Annotated in this window: 20 protein-coding genes; 4 read left to right on the forward strand and 16 right to left on the reverse strand. The window is 38.4% G+C overall.

Translation table 11 applies throughout. The annotated features are described in order from the left end of the window. Positions 1 to 107 precede the first annotated feature (107 nt). Together RTW14_RS09620 and RTW14_RS09625 are read left to right on the forward strand one after the other, a co-directional pair. Entirely contained in the window at positions 108 to 809 is a 702-nt protein-coding gene (locus tag RTW14_RS09620) for a response regulator transcription factor (RefSeq protein WP_312650126.1), read from the forward strand. A gap of 4 nt (positions 810 to 813) precedes the next feature. Then, entirely contained in the window at positions 814 to 2,172 is a 1,359-nt protein-coding gene (locus RTW14_RS09625; protein WP_312650129.1) for a sensor histidine kinase, read from the forward strand. Between the two features lie 8 nt (positions 2,173 to 2,180). On the opposite strand, the gene RTW14_RS09630 is transcribed toward RTW14_RS09625, so the two are convergent. From RTW14_RS09630 to RTW14_RS09660, 8 genes are all read right to left on the reverse strand, one after another. After that, positions 2,181 to 2,909, reverse strand: a complete 729-nt coding sequence (locus tag RTW14_RS09630) for an ABC transporter permease (protein WP_312650132.1) — start codon at positions 2,907 to 2,909, stop codon at positions 2,181 to 2,183. 9 nt (positions 2,910 to 2,918) lie between these two features. Then, complete coding sequence (locus tag RTW14_RS09635) at positions 2,919 to 3,689, reverse strand: ABC transporter permease (protein ID WP_312650134.1); 771 nt, start codon at positions 3,687 to 3,689, stop codon at positions 2,919 to 2,921. Then, the gene (locus RTW14_RS09640) at positions 3,673 to 4,596 is read right to left on the reverse strand and encodes an ABC transporter ATP-binding protein (RefSeq protein WP_312650136.1); all 924 of its coding nucleotides are present in this window, start codon (positions 4,594 to 4,596) and stop codon (positions 3,673 to 3,675) included. Before RTW14_RS09640 ends, RTW14_RS09635 begins: the two co-directional genes overlap by 17 nt. A gap of 117 nt (positions 4,597 to 4,713) precedes the next feature. Further along, the gene (locus RTW14_RS09645) at positions 4,714 to 5,676 is read right to left on the reverse strand and encodes a sensor histidine kinase (RefSeq protein WP_312650140.1); all 963 of its coding nucleotides are present in this window, start codon (positions 5,674 to 5,676) and stop codon (positions 4,714 to 4,716) included. A gap of 1 nt (position 5,677) precedes the next feature. Next, positions 5,678 to 6,376: a response regulator transcription factor gene (locus RTW14_RS09650; protein WP_312650143.1), complete on the reverse strand. Its 699-nt coding sequence runs from the start codon at positions 6,374 to 6,376 to the stop codon at positions 5,678 to 5,680. Positions 6,377 to 6,423: 47 nt separating this feature from the next. After that, entirely contained in the window at positions 6,424 to 6,534 is a 111-nt protein-coding gene (locus RTW14_RS18850) for a DUF1835 domain-containing protein (protein ID WP_442871571.1), read from the reverse strand. Continuing rightward, on the reverse strand, positions 6,531 to 7,295 hold the full coding sequence (locus RTW14_RS09655) for a CPBP family intramembrane glutamic endopeptidase (protein WP_312650146.1): 765 nt from the start codon (positions 7,293 to 7,295) through the stop codon (positions 6,531 to 6,533). The genes RTW14_RS18850 and RTW14_RS09655 overlap by 4 nt, the downstream gene beginning before the upstream one ends. A 268-nt stretch (positions 7,296 to 7,563) precedes the next feature. Beyond that, positions 7,564 to 8,463 (reverse strand): AraC family transcriptional regulator, encoded by a 900-nt coding sequence (locus RTW14_RS09660; protein ID WP_312650149.1) that lies wholly within the window; start codon positions 8,461 to 8,463, stop codon positions 7,564 to 7,566. Positions 8,464 to 9,129: 666 nt separating this feature from the next. Between RTW14_RS09660 and rsmH the strand changes: the two genes are divergently transcribed. Then, positions 9,130 to 10,179, forward strand: a complete 1,050-nt coding sequence (rsmH, locus tag RTW14_RS09665; RefSeq protein ID WP_312650152.1) for a 16S rRNA (cytosine(1402)-N(4))-methyltransferase RsmH — start codon at positions 9,130 to 9,132, stop codon at positions 10,177 to 10,179. A 170-nt stretch (positions 10,180 to 10,349) separates the two neighbouring features. Here rsmH and RTW14_RS09670 read toward each other — a convergent pair whose 3' ends face one another. The 4 genes from RTW14_RS09670 to RTW14_RS09685 form a co-directional block, all read right to left on the reverse strand. After that, positions 10,350 to 10,769 carry a hypothetical protein gene (locus tag RTW14_RS09670; protein WP_312650155.1) on the reverse strand — a complete coding sequence of 140 codons (420 nt, stop codon included), beginning with the start codon at positions 10,767 to 10,769 and terminating at the stop codon, positions 10,350 to 10,352. After that, the gene (locus RTW14_RS09675; protein WP_312650159.1) at positions 10,766 to 12,289 is read right to left on the reverse strand and encodes a Y-family DNA polymerase; all 1,524 of its coding nucleotides are present in this window, start codon (positions 12,287 to 12,289) and stop codon (positions 10,766 to 10,768) included. The genes RTW14_RS09670 and RTW14_RS09675 overlap by 4 nt, the downstream gene beginning before the upstream one ends. Positions 12,290 to 12,441: 152 nt before the next feature. After that, entirely contained in the window at positions 12,442 to 13,068 is a 627-nt protein-coding gene (locus RTW14_RS09680; RefSeq protein WP_312650162.1) for a type 1 glutamine amidotransferase family protein, read from the reverse strand. Positions 13,069 to 13,195: 127 nt separating this feature from the next. Next, positions 13,196 to 14,158 (reverse strand): helix-turn-helix transcriptional regulator, encoded by a 963-nt coding sequence (locus tag RTW14_RS09685; RefSeq protein ID WP_312650165.1) that lies wholly within the window; start codon positions 14,156 to 14,158, stop codon positions 13,196 to 13,198. 199 nt (positions 14,159 to 14,357) lie between these two features. Here RTW14_RS09685 and RTW14_RS09690 point away from each other — a divergent pair, with 199 nt between their 5' ends. Beyond that, the gene (locus tag RTW14_RS09690) at positions 14,358 to 14,603 is read left to right on the forward strand and encodes a hypothetical protein (protein ID WP_312650168.1); all 246 of its coding nucleotides are present in this window, start codon (positions 14,358 to 14,360) and stop codon (positions 14,601 to 14,603) included. A 95-nt stretch (positions 14,604 to 14,698) separates the two neighbouring features. Here RTW14_RS09690 and RTW14_RS09695 read toward each other — a convergent pair whose 3' ends face one another. The 4 genes from RTW14_RS09695 to RTW14_RS09710 all read right to left on the reverse strand — a co-directional run bounded on the left by RTW14_RS09695 (position 14,699) and on the right by RTW14_RS09710 (position 18,460). Next, positions 14,699 to 14,929: an S-layer homology domain-containing protein gene (locus RTW14_RS09695; RefSeq protein WP_312650171.1), complete on the reverse strand. Its 231-nt coding sequence runs from the start codon at positions 14,927 to 14,929 to the stop codon at positions 14,699 to 14,701. Between the two features lie 279 nt (positions 14,930 to 15,208). Continuing rightward, a complete protein-coding gene (locus tag RTW14_RS09700; protein ID WP_312650175.1) occupies positions 15,209 to 16,024 on the reverse strand; it encodes a M55 family metallopeptidase in 816 nt (271 codons plus the stop codon). Position 16,025: 1 nt separating this feature from the next. Beyond that, a complete protein-coding gene (locus RTW14_RS09705; RefSeq protein WP_312650179.1) occupies positions 16,026 to 17,054 on the reverse strand; it encodes a P1 family peptidase in 1,029 nt (342 codons plus the stop codon). Positions 17,055 to 17,071: 17 nt separating this feature from the next. Continuing rightward, positions 17,072 to 18,460 carry an APC family permease gene (locus tag RTW14_RS09710; protein WP_312650182.1) on the reverse strand — a complete coding sequence of 463 codons (1,389 nt, stop codon included), beginning with the start codon at positions 18,458 to 18,460 and terminating at the stop codon, positions 17,072 to 17,074. Positions 18,461 to 18,724: the final 264 nt, after the last annotated feature.

The raw sequence follows: 18,724 nt of genomic DNA on the forward strand, positions 1-18,724 counted from the left end.
CTCCTTACTTTTACATTCTCGCGTCCTTACTTTTACCTTACTTTTTCGCAAGACAGCACCCCAAATGAACGCGTTGTGATATACTGTTTACAGTCGGAGGTAATGCAATGGACCATTCATTTTTGTACACAAAAAAAATAATACTCGTGGACGACGAGCCAGATTTACTTAAATTAGTTTCAAATATCTTAACGGACGACGGTTTTGAAAATATCGTCGTTGCTGCTTCTGTTAAAGAAGGTATTGCAGTCAGCAGAAACGAAAAGCCTGATTTGGCCATTTTGGATGTAATGTTGCCGGATGGGGATGGTTTTTTGCTCATGGAACAAATGCGCTCGTTTACGGATATACCGATTATCTTTCTTACCGCCAAAGACGAAGCTGTGGACAAGTTGGCAGGCTTATGTCTCGGCGCAGATGATTATATTGTGAAACCGTTTTTGCCGCAGGAATTACTGCTGCACATCTATGCTGTCCTGCGACGGTGTTACAAAGAGGATGCCCCGCTGTTGAAGCTGGACAACTGTGCGATTGATTTCAGTCGCGCAGAGGTAAGCAGGGGTGGTGAAGTCATTCCTTTAACAGCAAAAGAATATACTTTGCTTGAGGCGCTCGCCCGGAATGAGGGAAAAATTGTAACTGTGGACGCGCTTTGCGAAGCTCTTTGGGGAGATAATCCTTTTGGGTATGAAAACAGCCTAAATGCTCATGTACGGCGCATAAGGGAAAAGATAGAAACAGACCCGTCAAAACCCGTTTCCCTTATTACTATCAAGGGATTAGGCTACAAATTGAATACAAGGAAGTGACATTATGAAATCATTTGGAAAGTATATATCTAAGCACTTGGTATCTTTTGCCGGCTTTATTCTTGTGTTGCTGCTTATCAATGTTATTGCCTTTGGATGGACTTTTCATAGTGTTATTAAAAAGGACTATGGGGCTATATCACCTAATAATATGCTGGAAGAAGTTGCCGCAGCGTCTACATTGGATGGGCTATCAGATGAAGCCCGCAATAAATTGGAAAGCAATCATATTTGGGCTGTTTTCCTCAATGCAGCAGGAGAAACCATGTGGTCTGTTAATGCCCCAGAAAACATTCCGGCGCATTATACCGTTCAGGATGTGGCTATATTTTCAAGGGGCTATCTTGAAGATTATCCTGTTTTTGTTTGGAATACCGATAGCGGACTGCTGGTATTGGGCTATCCGAAAGACAGCTATACCAAACTTACAAGCAATTATTTTTCCATTCAAGCTATTAGAACCCTGCCGCTTTATTTTTCAGTAATGTTAGCTGTTGATCTGATTCTGCTGTTTTTCTCTTACCATTTTTCAAAGCAGAAAATCATCAAGAGTACAGAGCCGATTATTTCATCCATTGAAACACTCTCCAATGGTAATCCAGTATCTCTTTCTATCATCGGGGAATTATCAGAAGTGGCTGACAGTGTAAATAAAGCGTCTAAAATTTTAAGTAGGCAGAACGAAGCCCGCGCTAATTGGATTAGTGGAATTTCCCATGACATACGCACCCCACTCTCTATGATTATGGGGTATGCCGGACGCATTGCGAATGATGAAACCGTAAGCACCACCGTAAGAGAACAGGCTGAAATTGTGCGAAAGCAAAGCGTTAAGATTAAAGAGCTGGTACAGGATTTGAATTTAGTATCGCAACTGGACTATGAAATGCAGCCATTACTCAAGGAGCCTGTTAGATTATCAAAGCTACTGCGTTCCTATGTGGCAGAATTATTCAATACAGGTGTTTCCGATATTTATTCCATTGATATTGAAATCACTCCGGCTGCTGAAACAGCCCCAATAGACTGTGACCCCCGTTTAATCTCACGGGCTGTAAGCAATTTGGTACAAAATAGTATGAAACACAATCCGCAAGGCTGTAATGTCAAGCTGTCCCTTGCCTGCTCCGATACTTCCCTTATCCTTACTATCGCTGATAATGGTATTGGATTATCAGCTGAAAAGCTGCAAGAGTTAGAGGAAAAACCTCATTACATGAACAGCACTGATGAAAGGCTGGATTTGAGACATGGTTTAGGACTGCTGCTTGTCCGGCAGATTGTGGAAGCCCATGAGGGAACAATGCAGATAAAGAGTGGTGCTAATCATGGATTTACAACAACCCTAATCTTTCAAAAATGAGGAACCTGTTATAACTTTGTCCGGGAACCTTTCGTACAAAGTAACATAACGATTGATATCGCTGCCATAAGGAGCAGGACACTAATTTCCACAGAAGCATTAAAGATAAGTGTGCCGTCTCCTGTAAATTTAATAATTCCAAGTCCAGCCGTAATAGGATAATAATCGGTTAATGCTCTACCGGCAATAAATATTCCACCGAAACCATAAACAAATGCTAATCCAGTTCCAGCAAGAAAACCGTTTTGTTTTTTACTAAAAAATACGATAATTGGTAATACGGCCAGATAACAGCAAATCCCCAATCCAACAAGCTGAAAGAGTGATTTTGCTACAAGCGCTAGGGACATATTTTCATGATAGAACAGCGTACCTAAGACAAATGTACATATAAAACTAAAAAAACCGTACAATGCAGTAACAAGTCCAACTGTAATGAGCTTTCCTGCAAGTAATTTACGAAATGACACAGGTACTGTCAGCGCGTTTTTCAACGTATGGTCAACATACTCACGGTTTATGATATATCCCCCAATGAGAACAATCATAAACGGAAAAGCCAGGCTGAAGTTATTCCATATAACGCTGTTTGCATAACTTTCGTACTGCATCATTTCATTACCGCTGCTTTGTTGAAAAGCAGCTAACAGCGGGGAAAAAAGCACGGCTACGATACCCATCCAAAGAATGCTGTAACGCTTAAGCTTTTGAAACTCCGTAATAATTATATTAATCATAGTACCCTCCTAATCTTCCTGCTTTTTAAATACAATTAAAATCAACAGAACTGATATTATCGTTATTAAAAATAGTATTGCTGCACTAACCGGAGTGGATAACATATAAGGCTTTCTCATTGCAAGGTATTCCGCAGTAAGTCCGTTCCAATAGGATGTCCACCAACGCATTGTGACCGGTACAGGCAACGCAGTAATGAGAGCACTGTTAGGCGCAAAGTTTAACATATTAAGTGCTATGCCAAAATTTAAGATAGAATAAATGAAGGCAATGATAATTGAAAAAATATAGCTTTTGTTAAAATAGACAATGAGAATGACAACAGGAAGAACTGAAACAAACAGCATAATACCAAGTACGGCGCTTAGTCCCAATTTAAACATTACTCCTTCCACTGCACCCACAATTAATCCACCGATGATTGTAGCACCTAAACCAGCAATAGAATATAGCACAGCAACAGTCAAAAGTACACTGAGCTTTGCTGCCACGAGTTTTGTTTTAGGAACTGGTACGGTCATCAGATTTTTTAGCATGTCGCTATCCCTTTCCATAAAAAACAGGATGCTTGCCACCACGCTTAGTACGCACGGTAAAAAGAGAAAATCTCCAAACGTAACAACCAGCTTAAAAAGCTGCTCAAATTGCAGATTGTCTTTTGCCACTAATACGGTCAGGGGGATTGGAAAGAGGCAGGCAGCTAACATACAAAATAGAATAAACCTCTGCCTTTTAATTTTACTAAATTCGCAAATGATTAAATCAAGCAATTCCTTCACCTCCGGTGACCTGTTTGAAGTAATCCTCTAAAGTGTCATTTTGAGTATGCACTTCTGATATATTGAGGCCACTTTCCATCCATTTACGTGTGATAGCGGCTACGTCTAATTCCGTGTCGTAAAGTCGTAAATTATAATTGTCATCAATATGAAAATTTGAAGTGTGAAAGTCCGCTTCTAAAATTCGGCAAGCCTGAGATGTATCTGTAACAACGAAGTGAACAAATTTACTATTTTTCCGTTGCAATTCTTCTAAGCTTTCTTCTTCTAGCAGGACTCCATGATCAATGATTCCAATATCATCCGCTAGCAAGGCCATTTCAGATAAAATATGACTTGAAATCAAAATTGTTTTTCCTTGCTCTGTACTAAGGTGTTTTATAAAATCACGGACCTCCACTATACCAATGGGGTCAAGTCCATTGATAGGTTCATCCAAAATTAACAGCTCAGGATCATGCAAAATAGCATTTGCAATGCCCAGCCTCTGTTTCATGCCAAGTGAATACTGCGAAAACAGTTTTTTATCCTTATAAGGCAGTCCCACCACATTCAGGGCGTTATTAATGGCATTACGGTTAGGTATTCCTCGAAGTCTTGCCATAATTTTAAGATTTTCCGTACCGGTAAGATTAGGATAGAAACCCGGTGATTCAATTAGATTACCAATTCGAGAAAGAACTTTCTTTTTGTCAGTGCGAATGTCTTTTCCGAATATACGCACTTCCCCAGATGTAGGATTTGCCAAGCCTAGCAGCATTTTCATAGTGGTGGTTTTTCCTGCACCATTACGTCCTAACAACCCATAAATTCTGCCTTTCTTCACATGGATACTTAAATTGGCGACACTTTTTTGTTCGCCGTACTGCTTTGTCAGATTATTGGTCTCAATTACAAAATCATTCAAAATATATAATCCTCCTTTGTTTTTATAAATCTGATTTTATCTCCTCAACCTTGTATAAACCTTGCACAAACCTTGAATTAACCTTGAATTTTATGAAAGAAGTAAAAAAACTGCCTTTCAGCAGTTTTTTTCATCACCCAGTGGAAATCGCACGATAAATTCTGTTCGTTGATACGGTTCGCTTTGGACTGAAATCGAACCACCCATCTTTCCCACAAGCTGCTGTACAATGGACAATCCTAAGCCGCTTCCTTTTTCAGAACGTGCCGTATCACATTTATAAAGCCGTTCAAAAACATGCGGCAAATCCTGCTTGGAAATTCCCTTACCATCATCTGCAATAGTGATCATTACATTAACAGCAAGGAGAAAAACTTTGATTTTGACGTGGGTTGCCCGACTATGGGAGATTACATTCTGAATTAGGTTATTTATAATACGGGCATAGGCATCTATATCTAAATTGACCTTGATGCGCTTTTCCGGGATGTCTATGTCGAAGTTAAGACAATTGGCCTCAAAAATCGGAATCCAGTCTTTCAGTATACTTCTGGTAAGTTCTGCAAGTTCTACTTTTCTAATGGCAAAAGTTTCTTCATTGGAGTTCAGTTTAAACCATTCAAATAACACATCTACATAGTCTTTCATATCATGTGCCCTCAACCGGGCGGTTTCTATATATTCTTCCCTTTCCGTACCGACTACAATACCTTTTTGCGCCGCATCTAAATATCCAATCAAAGTTGTCAGCGGAGTACGCACATCATGTGAAAGACTTGTCATCAATTGACTGTTGGTTTTCTCCGCTTTTTTCAAGTCAATGACCTGTTCTTGAAACTCATGAACAATATTATTTATTTTGTAACAAATCATAGAAGTCATATCGCTGGGTTTTGCCAATATTTTTCGATTGCTGTTGCCTTGTGCAATATCGTCCAGTGTTTCGGAAATATCATTCAATTTCAACTTTACGTCGTGCATTTTTCTGGATAACAGCAGGGCGGAAATGACAGCGATAAAGGCAATTACAATTACAAGCACAACAACAAGCAACGGAAGCTTCACATAAATTTCCTCCACTTTATACCTCCCGGCTAAAGCGGTAGCCTACGCCTTTCACTGTTTGAATATAGGTGGGATTATTCGAATCAGGCTCTATCTGTTTTCGCAGTTTACTGATATATCCCATGATATTGTTGTCATCATAGGCATATGGTTCCTGCCAAATTTCTTCATATATTTGCTGCTTGGTTAAAATTCTACCTTTGTTTTTAGCAAGGTAGTAAAGAATGTCAAATTCCTTTGCATAAAGCTCAACTTGCCCATCTCCGATTTGAACAATCCGGGTGTCCAAGTCGATAGTAAGATTCTGAAAAGAGAGCCGATGGGGTTTTTCGTTGGCACTGTTGTTTAAGGTTGTATATCTGCGAATTAAAGATAAAGTGCGAGCAATAAATTCTTCGACGTCAAAAGGTTTAGTTAGATAATCGTCAGCACCGGAACGCAGTCCATTTACTTTGTCAGTATTGGCATCTTTTGCTGTAAGCATCAGCACTGGAACAGTGCTCATTTCTCTTATTTTTTGGAGCACCTGAAATCCGTCCATTCCCGGCAACATGACATCCAGAACAATGAGATGATAGTTAATTTGTTCTAACTGATTTAAACCATCCATTCCATTATGAACAAAATAAGCGGTTAGGTTCTCCTTTTCGACACATTTTTTTAATAATTTACATAACTCTATATCATCATCAATAATTAAAATGTTATTTTTCATACTAACACCACCATCATCTATAAAATCCCTATTCCTTTTTTCTTCTTTCATAAATATAGAATATACCTTAACCCTGCCTGCTCACTGAAATTTTCAGAATTCCAAATTGTTATGGGTTTATCCTTCGGAATAGATTTATTATATATATTGTTGTCTATTCACAATATTCTTTCACTATAAACGTATACTGCTGAATTGATTTTATAACTCCAACGATAATCATAATGAAACAAACCATTAACATATATAAGCAAACATTACTACTTACATTATGTAATAAATTTATCAGCAATGGTTTTAACTGTAGTATAAGGTTCCAGAAAAAATGAATAGCCATTGTCATATAAATATTGCAGTGTCTTATCATTAATACTGCAAACATTAAACCTACAAATATCGCCAATATATTAAAAATATTTAAATGTATTACATAAAATATTATGGCCGAAAGCCATACTGCCTTTTTGATAGGATACTTATTAACAAAGCTTTGCAATATAAGTCCCCTGCAAATAAGCTCCTCGGTAATTGGTGCCAGTGCTGCTAATACAATTATTTTTTGCCAACTAACCTTCACGTATTCAATTTGACCTTCCTTAAACAACATTGCTTCAATTAAAATAAAAGCTACAGAAATACCAATAAAAAAGATTGCAACAAAAAATGAGTCATACCATGTAGATTTATTCACCTTTGCCGTCCACAACTGAAAAGGGATTTTTTCTGTTTTCATCTTTATTAAAGTCCATGTAAGTGGAAGTACGTAAAATACCATTCCAGATAATAAAATTCCTGCGCTTCCGCCATATATACGGAACAGGATTCCTAATACTAATGCTATTATATAGATTCCTACTAACCCTAACATTTTTATATTGCCATAACCGAGAGCATTATCCTTCATCATACATTTTTTCATTGAAAAGACACCTCTATTTTTATCATAATATAAATAGATTTATAAAAAATTAAAATGCTATTAATTTTTTATAAACGATCGAATCGTAAATATATTTTTTGTTTCAAGTTTAAATTGATATTTTTTATATTTTCGCCAATTTAAAAGGGCGAAAACCGTCGGTTTTGCCCTTATTCACTCTTGTATCACATATCATTATCTATTATTTTTTAGTGTCTATTTACGTGATTGGTTAATTTATCTTTTAGCCACTTATTAGAATCTCTTTTTACTTTTGCCGTGTCAGTTGTGGGGTCGCAAAAATAGGCACCCATATTTCGATTCTACTGTTCCCTTTATCATCCGTTTTCTCACCATATCTAATAAAATCCACTCGTGCTTTATCATTGAGTTGACAATTTGATTGAGGAAACCATACTTTATAAATGTAGTCCATGACCGGTTGCATGGAGTCCTTTGCTTTTCCATTATAGATAAATACAACATATTTCCCAGCAGGAAGTGTCAACACACTCATGTCTGATGCTATTCCTTCTGGTTTGCTTACTTCGACTGCAGCATAATACTCAAAAGCAGGATGGTTTTCTTTAAATATAGAATCATCAGAATAGTCATTAATTCCAACAACATAATCTAAATCTATTCTATTTTTTATACTGTTTTTTCCCTTGTGCAATTTATGCCATAATCTCGGAATAACAAAAAATCCTTTTTTAGTATTTACTTTATATCCCACCAGATTAATTTCTTCCTTTTCAATCACTTCAATATCCATAATTCGGTCTCCTTTTAAATTAGTAAGGTTTTCAATCACTTCAAACTTCAACTGAATCGGACGAAACTGGCAATTATGACGAAATCTCTGAGGAGCCTGTTTATACATATCTTTAAAAGCAAGGGTAAATGCCTGTTGCGACTTATACCCCGCATCTAAAGCAATTTCTATAATCCGTTTATCTGTAAAAATCAAACTTTTAGCTGCTTCTGTTAATTGTCTGCGTTTAATATATTGATGTAGTGTTATGCCAACTAGCTCAGTAAACATGCGGTGCATATGATATTGTGAATATCCTGATGCATATGCCAGAATGTCTAAACTGATTTCATCTGTGATATGTTCTTCGATATAGTCAATTAAAAAACGAATCACTTGTGTATTATTATCCATGAGTTTCACCTTCTTCATTAACAGAATACCAATTTTTTATAAAAATTTTTTCATAATTCTTGCTATATCTCTCTATATCATAGCGAAATAACGTCTAATCCCTATCCCCTTCTTCTTTATCATTTACAAAGTAATATATTTCTTTATCATAGTAACAAACTATCTAAGTATGAGAAGGAATTAATGGATTAAATTTGCTTTAAATCCAGATGTTAATTGGAATAATTCAATTTCAACATATTTATATGGCAATATAAATAGTAAAAATAAAAAAATTAAGGCAAATGGCTATTTATAAGCTTTTTCAAACCGCAAATTTCATAACGGCCGTTCAATATTCCTTATTTTACCACACCCTTCAAACATCTGTCGACCTTATCTCCATCAATATAAAGATGCCTTTAATAAAAATTCCTCAAAGTAGCAATCGTTACTGTCTTGAGGAATTCTTACAATCATATCTGCATATGTCATCCTTATTTTCGCCTATTTTAAAGGGGCAAACATACTCCGTATGCCGTGAGCAGACAATAATGATGTCAGGATTACCACTGGTTCCTTGGTGGAGGGGTTGGCTTGTACCAGGTTTGCTTTTTTGCTTAGCTTTTGTTATGATATGATTTAAAAGATTAGTGCAACATGATATAAAATGAGTTGGAGGATGCAATGGATAATCATGAGGAAAAACATCAGCGAAGAATTCGCTATAAGGGGACTCACCCTAAAGCTTATCAGGATAAGTATAAAGAACTTCAACCCCAAAAATACGCCGATACAGTAGAAAAGGTTATGCAAAAAGGAAGTACCCCAGCCGGTATGCATCGCTCCATTTGCGTTGATGAAATATTAGAATTCTTGCAAATTACTCCCGGACAAATCGGGCTAGATGCAACGCTGGGTTATGGCGGCCATACGCTGGAAATGCTCAAGCGTTTGGACTTCAAAGGGCATATGTATGCGGTTGATGTGGATCCCTTTGAATTGCCACGCACACAGTCCCGTTTAGAAAGTTTGGGGTACGGCCCAGAAATTTTGACTATCCGGCAAATGAATTTCTCCAGCATCAATCAAATCCTTGCTGAATCAGGACCTTTGAATTTCATTTTGGCTGATTTGGGTGTCTCTTCTATGCAAATAGATAATCCAGAAAGAGGATTTACATTTAAAGCAGAAGGGCCTTTGGATTTAAGATTGAATCCAAAAAAAGGTAAATCTGCCGCAGATCGTTTGGAAACCATTTCGCAGGACGAATTGGAATGTATACTAAGAGAAAACTCAGACGAGCCAAATGCAAAAGCAATTGCCCGAGCAATCGTTTCTCAAATCAGAAAGGGAGCCACCATTGATACCACCACACAGCTTCAGCAGATCATCAAGAACACGTTGAAGTCCATTCCCGGCAGCAACAGCAATGAAGATATCAAAAAAGCCTGTCAGCGGTGCTTTCAAGCACTGCGAATTGATGTCAACAACGAATTTGAAGTGCTACGTAAATTTTTAGATAATCTACCTTCCGCACTTGCCGAAGGTGGACGAGTTGCAATTCTCACCTTTCACTCCGGTGAAGATCGCCTCGTTAAAAAATCTTTTCAGAGCCTGTTTCGCGACGGGGTTTATGGTGAAATTGCAGATGAACCAATCCGTGCATCAGCAGAAGAACGCAGTAACAACGGGCGCGCGCGTTCTGCCAAATTGCGTTGGGCAATAAAAGCATAATTTATCTAAAAGGAGAATCGCGTGAAAAAAGGTAAATAAGAAATTGCAAGAAGTCCTGGATTTCTTGAGAAACAAGCTCCCTAGGCGGCAAAGCGCCCAGCTTCTTGTTCATCTATCTCAAATACAGGACTTTGATTGTAAACCCAAACATATAATAACTAATTTCATTATTACATATTTTCGAATATATTCCCGTCTATGCTGCTTATTTCATCAATAGGAATCTCTGTATCATCAGTCATAAAGACAATCCTTTCATATTCATTTATCTTTTTAACCGTGCCAGAAGTTGTAATATAGGATCCACCATTCTTCTTTTCATCCGGCTGAAAGTAAGTGATTGCGATTTGGGGATGTTCTTTAATCCGATCTAAGATGATCCGTAACTTATTGTTCAAAACATCTTTCATATATTCGTCTATGGCAACTCTCTCATCAGTCAGTCTTGCAGTTTCTTTGATGGCGGCATCATGGCCAGTCAAAGCGGCGAAGGGAGAAAATTGGGCGGCTCTGTCGCTGACTGCCATATGAGGGTGTTTAGTAGAGATATGGTGCGGTAGATGGATCATATCGTCATACGTCTTTATCATGCCTTGTGCCCTCCAATCTGTTTGTTTCGATCTAATGTAGTAGCGCCTTCCTCCAGATTCATCCCCTTTAGAATGGCATTCTTGCCGTATTTCTTCTTTATATCCAGCAGAGCTTTTTGCATCTTTTTTTCTCGATTTAACTCGGCTTCTTCTTCCTCCTTTTTTGCTTGTACAGCCGCATAATCGGTAAAGAAATCAAGTTGTTCAATGCTGTCCTTCTTCTGAACGGTTGCCTCATCAACAATATGATTCACTGCAATATTCACTCTCCTGACCAGAAGATTTTTGTCAACAATGCGTTCAAATAGCTCCATGACTGCATCCAAGATGATCTTCGTTGAAGAGGTCTGTTTGCCAAGATTTATGGTGCCATGGGCTGCTTTTGGGACAGAACGTCCGTAGTGGTCTTTCGTAATTGGTCCATTATATAATTTCTTTATCGTCGGGTCTGTGAGGTTTTCAATATCATATCCGACCGATAAAACGAGCTGGTCCGTCACAAGTCTTTTATCCACCAAATCAAGGACTAGCAAATCGGTCATTTCCCGCACCACCAGCTTCGCTTTGTCAAAAGGATAACCGAATTGAAGTACCTGTCCCGATCCAATACTGTTGGTACTTGGTTTATACGCTTTGATATCAGCCATTGTGCATGGCTCCCAACCCCATGCATGGTCAATTAATAACTCCGCATTGATGCCAAATAACTTGTATAGTAAATCCTCGTTGTAATAATCATTCGGCTTGCCGAGAGAACATCTTGCGATATCTCCCATGGTAAAGAGACCTTTTTCCTCCAACTTTTTGGTATACCCTCTGCCAACACGCCAAAAGTCAATTAAAGGTCGATGAGACCAAAGCAAGGAACGATAGCTCATTTCATCCAATTCAGCAATCTGAACACCGTTTTGATCCACCGGAATATGCTTTGCTTGAATATCCATAGCTACCTTGCAAAGGTATAAGTTTGTGCCTATTCCTCCTGATGCTGTAATGCCCGTTGTTTTAAGAATATCCAAAATCATTTTTGTGGCAAGCTCACGAGCTGAAAGATTGTAGGTGCTCAGATAATTGGTAGCATCAATGAATACCTCGTCAATAGAGTAGACATGGATATCTTCAGGTGCAACGTATTTCAAGTAAATGTTGTAAATTTGCGTGCTATATGTTACATAGAGCGCCATTCTCGGCCGAGCGACAATATAGTCCAGTCCTATGTTCAGCGAGGATTTCAGTTCAATATCGTTGAAAGAAACTCCGGAGAAGACTCGTCCTGGTGCCTTATATAACCGTGCTGCATTTACTTCCTTAACCTTCTGCACAACCTCAAACAGCCTCGGTCTACCGGGAATACCATATGATTTAAGAGAAGGAGAAATGGCTAGGCAGATAGTTTTTTCAGTACGGCTTTCATCTGCAACAACAAGGTTTGTGGTCAGCGGATCAAGGCCCCGTTCCATACATTCGACCGAAGCATAAAACGATTTTAAGTCGATGGCAAAATAGATTCTGTTCTTCATGTTTGTTCTCCGGTCGCCTCCTTAAAATTTATTTGTTAATAATTAGTTTCCATGTTAAAGCAGACTAAATCTGCTTGCCTTCTAACTAGTTTGATTATATCAAACATTAAAGATTAGAACAAGAGTTCTTTTAGTTATAAAAGTTGTACACCTCATTGAATTGAATTCATCAACTCATAGAAATATTTGGATTCCTGAGTCTTATTAAGACTATACCAAGCGTCTAATGTTATTGAAGAAAACACACCCATTGCTTTCAAGATGTGTACAGAAAACTCCAGCGGAGCTATTCCAGATGCAGTGATCAGCTTTCCATCAGTCACAGCAGACTCCATTTTGTAATACTTTTCGCCCGTGTAAGTGGGGCAGATCATTTTAAGGTATTCCAGATCATTGCTTGTATGCCAACGTGAATTCAACAATCCTGCCTGAGCAAGTCCTATTGTAGCACCACAAATTGCTGCAACCAATACGCCTTCCTTTAAACACCTCCGGACGATTTTTAAGATGGGCTGGTGAATTGTTTCTGTCCATGTATCTCCACCAGGTAAAATCAATGCATCTGTGCTTTCCATACTACACTCATCCAGTTTGATATCAGGCAGTATTTTCAATCCACCCATTGTTGTTACAGGCGTCTTTTCAATTCCAACAGTTACTATTCTTGATGGTTCAAGTCCCTTTTTATAATATCTTCCCGAGTTCAGCTCGGCAGTTAAGTAACCTATTTCCCAGTCTGACATTGTGTCAAACACATAAAGATATACTGTATTATTCATTTTGCAATTTCTCCTTATTTTATTCATCAAGGAATACCATCTATTGGTAATCCTTGATTATCCTCATAATAACGATATCTACTACATAATAAAACAACTTCACTGACATCTACTGTCAGTGAAGCTATTAAAGTTGATAATATTCCATTAACTCTGATGCAATAGCAACAAGTCTTTCTTTCAAACTCTGTGGCTCGATTATTTGAATGGATTTACCATAGGATAGAAGAAAATAAGGGACATAAAGTTGAATTGATTTTTCCTCAAATAAAAAGATGGCTTGATTAGATGTTCGCTCTTTCAGATGATGCCCTAAAAACCAATGCATGCATAGTTCATCCAACGCCTCTGACCTGCCTCCGATAATTAAAGAAATTAACCCCTCCTTACCCACTAAATTAGGTAACAGGTTTTTCATAAAAAATTTACGGGCCGAAAAAGCTTCGGGACGCTTAAATATTATTTGAGTACGCTTGATTCGTAGAATCCGCTCTACCCGAAAGCTGCGGATCTCATTCCTTAGGTGGCAAAATGCAACAATATACCATTTATTATTCCAGTACACCATGCCATAGGGGTCTATCACCCTCTTCTTGGATTGCTCTTCACGGCCTGTGCGATAATCAATTTCTACAGAGAATTCGTTTGCTACAGCCTGCTCCAATTCCGCCAATATCGGCCGAATGGAAGGAATTACCATGCGGCTCATAACTTCAAATCCTGCTAAATGATGATTCAGTATACTTTCCTGTTCCTGATTCGAATACATTTTCAATTTGGCTGTCGCATTACCTAATGCCTCACTCAAAGGGTATCCAGCTTCTTTTGCAAAAACAGCAGCATGAAGGAGTGCCTTTTTTTCTTCCATATCAAATAGCAGAGGTGATCTGATAAAATTATTCAGCAGGCTATACCCGCCATTATGACCTGGGGCGGATATTATAGGCACTCCACTGGCACATAGTGCATCAATATGCCGATAAACTGTCCTTATATTTATTTCTAATTTTTGGGATATTTGTTTTGCAGTCATTTTTACGCCTGAATTCAGCATCCACAGAATTGCCAGCATATTATCGTCTTTAGCCATAACGTGCCCCCCTTCTTCTTAATTTTACTCCTTTGAGAAGACTTTTACAACAAATTCAAAATTACATTCTAGGTTCATATCTAATACAAATCTGAATAAAATTCTTTCATCAGCAAATAATAAATCAATATTAAGGAATAATTGACCGAAAACCCCATTCTCAAGAGAAAAACACTTTTTATGAAAAGGAGTAAATTATATGAAGCGTGATAAACTCATAGACCAAATAAAAGACGAGTATGCACATCTAGCCTCTACTGAATCTCAAGAGGCTTTTATCCAATCCACAACGGATTTAACCCCTGAAGAATATTACGAAAAACTTTTAAGTAAAGCCATCGACGAAATTAACAAAGGTACCTTTGACGATTTCAAATCTGGGGAGGAAGTAGTATCTGCTATTGCAAATGACAAAACTTTGCTATCAGGTTGGAAGGTACTTTAGCCATAAATTGTATACCCTACACTATCCAAAACAATAAAGACAGTCGCCTTTGTTTAAAAAGTTACGACTGTCTTCATATTATCTAACATCTTTGGCTATTTCACAATGGTTTGAATAAATCTAGTGATTACTGCCGCTACTTCGGCTCTTGTAGCGTTTCCCTGCGGTATAAAGCTACTCCCTTCTCTACCTGTTATCACTTTTGTTTCCTGGCAGTATTTAGCGCCATCCGTTGCCCAACTTGAGATGCTTGCGCTATCCACATACGCAAGGGAACTGCTAGTAGCCTCCGTCTTTTTTAGGTAGGCTGCAAAATTTAGCATCATGATTGCCATTTGTTCACGGGTTTTGCTGAAACTCTTCCATTTCCAGAAATGCTTCCATAAGAACGTTCATACAGTCTGCCGATTGCTGTTACAAACATGGCTCTGGTCATGCTTTCATTTGGACTAAAGTCTTTGGATTGTCTTTGAATTCTACTTTTACACCAGTAGGGGCAATATATTTGTAGAGATTTCCTGCAATTACAGAAAAACAAAGGTGCAATGTCTTTACACTTAAAAACCTTATTTTGTTTAAATTTACTATTGACAAATGAAAAACATCTATATTTCTGTCATGAACATGCGTGCAACACTTAGTTCCCAAGGTGTTGCTGCTGTATATTCCACCGTATTGCTACCCGTTTGTTTAGCTCCCGGATACCATGATGCTCTTCTGGCATTTTGATGCTCTTTGAAATTAATAATCATATTATATTCTTTTTCAATGGGCATTAATTCGATTCCAGCTTCCAATGCTTTTTCCACGCCTTTTTCGATTTTTTCTACCGCCTCTTCCGGATGAATATTCCATACAGCATTACCAATCCCCTTCTTGGTGGCTACGGTAAAAATTCCAGGATGGCTTTTTTTGGCCAGACGGCACATACCGTCATCTCCCGAAAGAAACACAGAGGGAACCCCATGAGCTGTTGCCCAAAGTGCATTCAGTAAAAACTCCGAAGCTAACGCTCCATTAATTTTTATCCAGTTGAATAAATCATGTTCAATGGTATGCGCTAATGGACTTACATCGCTTCCTTCAGGAGAATGGTATCCAATGTAAACAGCTGCATCAAAGCTCTCATCCAGGCCACCCATCATAGATGCCGGAGTGGTCATCCAGCCCCGAATTAACTGTACACCTTTTGGCAATTGTGTCGCATCGATATTTAAAGCATCTTCATGTCCGTCCTTAACGACCACTTCGTAGCCCAGTTTCATGGCCGCTCTGCATGCCGCCCCCACCTCCAGAGTCATTTGCCTGCTGGCCGCTTCATACCCCTGGCCGCCATATCTCGTTTCACACCAACTGGTAACACCAGTAACGCCTTCTATATCGGCGCTGATAAATACTTTCATCTTTATCCTCTCATCCATCCTATAAAAATTCTTTTAAATCAAATACTTCTTTACCTCTGATGCCCTTCACAGTCTCTGCATGATAAATCGAACTGATCACCGCTTCCTCCACCGCTTCTGCCGTTGCTTCAAATACTTTGTCTATTGCATCATCATGGAACATTTTAGTATCAATAATATTTTTTTCACTGTAATGGGGCATTATATTGGTGTTGGAAAACGCAATTGCAATGTCTCCGCTGCCGTTTCCAAGGAAGGAACCAGTTCGGCTCAAAGCTACAGTGGCTCGTTTTGCCACACGCTTCAACTGTCTCTCATTGAGAGGTATATCTGTTGCAATGATGATAATAACCGATCCCTTTTCAGCCTTGCTTCTAGGCACTGTATGCTCTGTATCAATTCTTCGGCCATCTATCATCAGATTTCCGGACATTCCAAAATTGGACATCAGAATAGCTCCAATCGTATAATCCTTACCATCGCAAGATACGATTCTGGAAGCCGACCCTATCCCGCCTTTGATGCCCATGCAAATCATGCCGGTACCGGATCCCACCGCACCTTCTTCAAATACATCCCCACAATTTTCCAATGCCTGTAATACATTTTCCTCTGTCACATGCATCCCTCTGATGTCATTCAGTTCTCCGTCATTGCATTCTGTAACCACGCAGTTTACTGTGCCTGTGGTCGTTCCGATATCCTCATTATCCTTCAACATATATTTTGTCAATGCATTCATGGCCGTTCCCACTCCAAATGTATTTGTCATGATAATCGGTGTCTCAATATTTCCTAATTCTTCAATCTGAACCAGCCCCACACTTTTACCAAAACCATTTATCACAGAACTTCCAGCTAACACTTTTTCTTTAAAAAGATTTCCTGTATGGGGTAAAATGGCTGTAACCCCAGTATGTATATCTTCTTCTATATCTTTTAAAGTCACATGCCCTACTTTTACACCGGGAACATCTGTAATCAGATTTCTCTCTCCTTTTTTAAATCTGCTTCGAATGCTAACTTCACAATCTTTAGGTAAACCCATTTCTTATGCCTCCTCATCTATACTCTGTTTTTTCCTGCCTTTAGCTTCCTGTCAAATATAAAATAAACCACTGCTCCTGTAGCCGGCACTACTAAACCAATTAAAGCGGTAAACGAATCCTCCATCAAAGTATTTAACATCAAGCCGAAGAACAAAAGCGTGGAAATAATAACAGTAACCGGATATCCCCAAGCCTTATATGGACGAGGTAAATTCGGGTATCTCTTTCTGTAAACAATAACTGCTACTACACAAAGTACGTTAAACAGCATTCCTGCAAATACTACCAGAGATGTGAGCTGATCCAGGTTTCTTAAAAGAACTAATACTATTGAGATAACTGCCTGACCAATTAAAGCGGTTGTAGGCACCTTGTACTTAGGATGTAGTTCTCCATAACTCTTAAAGAAATGTCCTTCTTTTGCCATAGCATAGTAGTTACGCGGGAATGTAATAATCATTCCGTTTAAAGAGCTGAACATAGCAATCAGCATGGTTGCAAGTACCAGGCCTCCACCGATGCCGCCAAATACACGTTTTGCTACTTCTGTCCCAAGATAGAGGTTTCCGTCTCCAATCATGCTGACGATTTCTGTATGGGGAAGAACTTTATAAATTGCAAAGTTGAACAAAGTATAGATAATGGTGATAGCACCGATACCAATCAGTAATGCTCTTGGTAAGTTCTTAGCCGGGTCCTTCATCTCTTCCGCAAGAGAATTCAAGTTAGTCCAGCCTTCATAGGCCCATAAAGTAGCTACTGTGGCAAAAGCAATCATACCAATGATTGCACTAAAGCTGGCCTCTGTTCCGTCAGCAGGCAACAGAGTCAGGTCAGGATGCTGCTGTCCCAGGAAAATAGCTGCACCAATAATAATAATGATAGGAATTAATTTTGCAACCATTGATACATTTTGCAAAATAGTTCCCTGTTTTATTCCTAATGAATTATAACCTGTTAGTAAAATAATGAGTGCCACAGCGATTATTTTGATTGAAACATCGGATAAATCCAAATAGCCTCTCAAGGCAGTTGGCAATGCAATAGCCAAAGCAGCAATAGAGCCTGCACCGCTTAGCAACCAGCTTGTAAAACCAAACATATACCCTACAACTGGGTGATAGGCTTCGTCCAAATAAACAACCATACCACCGGATTTTGGACTTGATGCTCCTAATTCTGCAAAGCACAATCCTCCAAGCAAAGATACGATACCTCCAACAATCCAGCATAACAGGGCTAATCCCATGCTCATGTGAGTTCGCTCCAATACGTATGAGCCTAAATAAAAAATTCCTGAACCAATCATGATTCCGCCAATGATGCTCACACCGCCAAAGAGGCCGATTTCCTTTTTAAATCCAACTTCATTGGCTGTTGCATCCAAATTACTTTTTGAACTCATAATTTTTCCTCCTTAATATTATTGTAGTCTGCGACTATATATTAAGATATTGCAAAAATAGTGCCAATTTATAATGATTGAAAAAAAGCAGAATCTGCAAGCATTACGAGCAAAAAAACTTTTTTAATCCTATTAAATCCAATTTTACACTATTTATATATGATACTATATGTAATGTTACAGTAATATTTTGATTTTCCACTGGAGGATTTTTATTGGTATAATAATTGCATTATTTTATATTAATTATTATCAATTAGGAGG

Origin of the sequence: Aminipila sp. (genome assembly GCF_032051575.1) — a bacterium.
Lineage (GTDB): Bacteria > Bacillota > Clostridia > Peptostreptococcales > Anaerovoracaceae > Aminipila.

Coding starts and splice junctions, on each gene's coding strand:
- RTW14_RS09620 (WP_312650126.1), top strand. CDS start 108: ATGGACCATTCATTTTTGTACACAAAAAAAATAATACTCGTGGACGAC.
- RTW14_RS09625 (WP_312650129.1), top strand. CDS start 814: ATGAAATCATTTGGAAAGTATATATCTAAGCACTTGGTATCTTTTGCC.
- RTW14_RS09630 (WP_312650132.1), bottom strand. CDS start 2,909: ATGATTAATATAATTATTACGGAGTTTCAAAAGCTTAAGCGTTACAGC.
- RTW14_RS09650 (WP_312650143.1), bottom strand. CDS start 6,376: ATGAAAAATAACATTTTAATTATTGATGATGATATAGAGTTATGTAAA.
- RTW14_RS09655 (WP_312650146.1), bottom strand. CDS start 7,295: ATGAAAAAATGTATGATGAAGGATAATGCTCTCGGTTATGGCAATATA.
- RTW14_RS09660 (WP_312650149.1), bottom strand. CDS start 8,463: ATGGATAATAATACACAAGTGATTCGTTTTTTAATTGACTATATCGAA.
- rsmH (WP_312650152.1), top strand. CDS start 9,130: ATGGATAATCATGAGGAAAAACATCAGCGAAGAATTCGCTATAAGGGG.
- RTW14_RS09670 (WP_312650155.1), bottom strand. CDS start 10,769: ATGATAAAGACGTATGACGATATGATCCATCTACCGCACCATATCTCT.
- RTW14_RS09675 (WP_312650159.1), bottom strand. CDS start 12,289: ATGAAGAACAGAATCTATTTTGCCATCGACTTAAAATCGTTTTATGCT.
- RTW14_RS09680 (WP_312650162.1), bottom strand. CDS start 13,068: ATGAATAATACAGTATATCTTTATGTGTTTGACACAATGTCAGACTGG.
- RTW14_RS09685 (WP_312650165.1), bottom strand. CDS start 14,158: ATGGCTAAAGACGATAATATGCTGGCAATTCTGTGGATGCTGAATTCA.
- RTW14_RS09690 (WP_312650168.1), top strand. CDS start 14,358: ATGAAGCGTGATAAACTCATAGACCAAATAAAAGACGAGTATGCACAT.
- RTW14_RS09695 (WP_312650171.1), bottom strand. CDS start 14,929: ATGATGCTAAATTTTGCAGCCTACCTAAAAAAGACGGAGGCTACTAGC.
- RTW14_RS09700 (WP_312650175.1), bottom strand. CDS start 16,024: ATGGATGAGAGGATAAAGATGAAAGTATTTATCAGCGCCGATATAGAA.
- RTW14_RS09705 (WP_312650179.1), bottom strand. CDS start 17,054: ATGGGTTTACCTAAAGATTGTGAAGTTAGCATTCGAAGCAGATTTAAA.
- RTW14_RS09710 (WP_312650182.1), bottom strand. CDS start 18,460: ATGAGTTCAAAAAGTAATTTGGATGCAACAGCCAATGAAGTTGGATTT.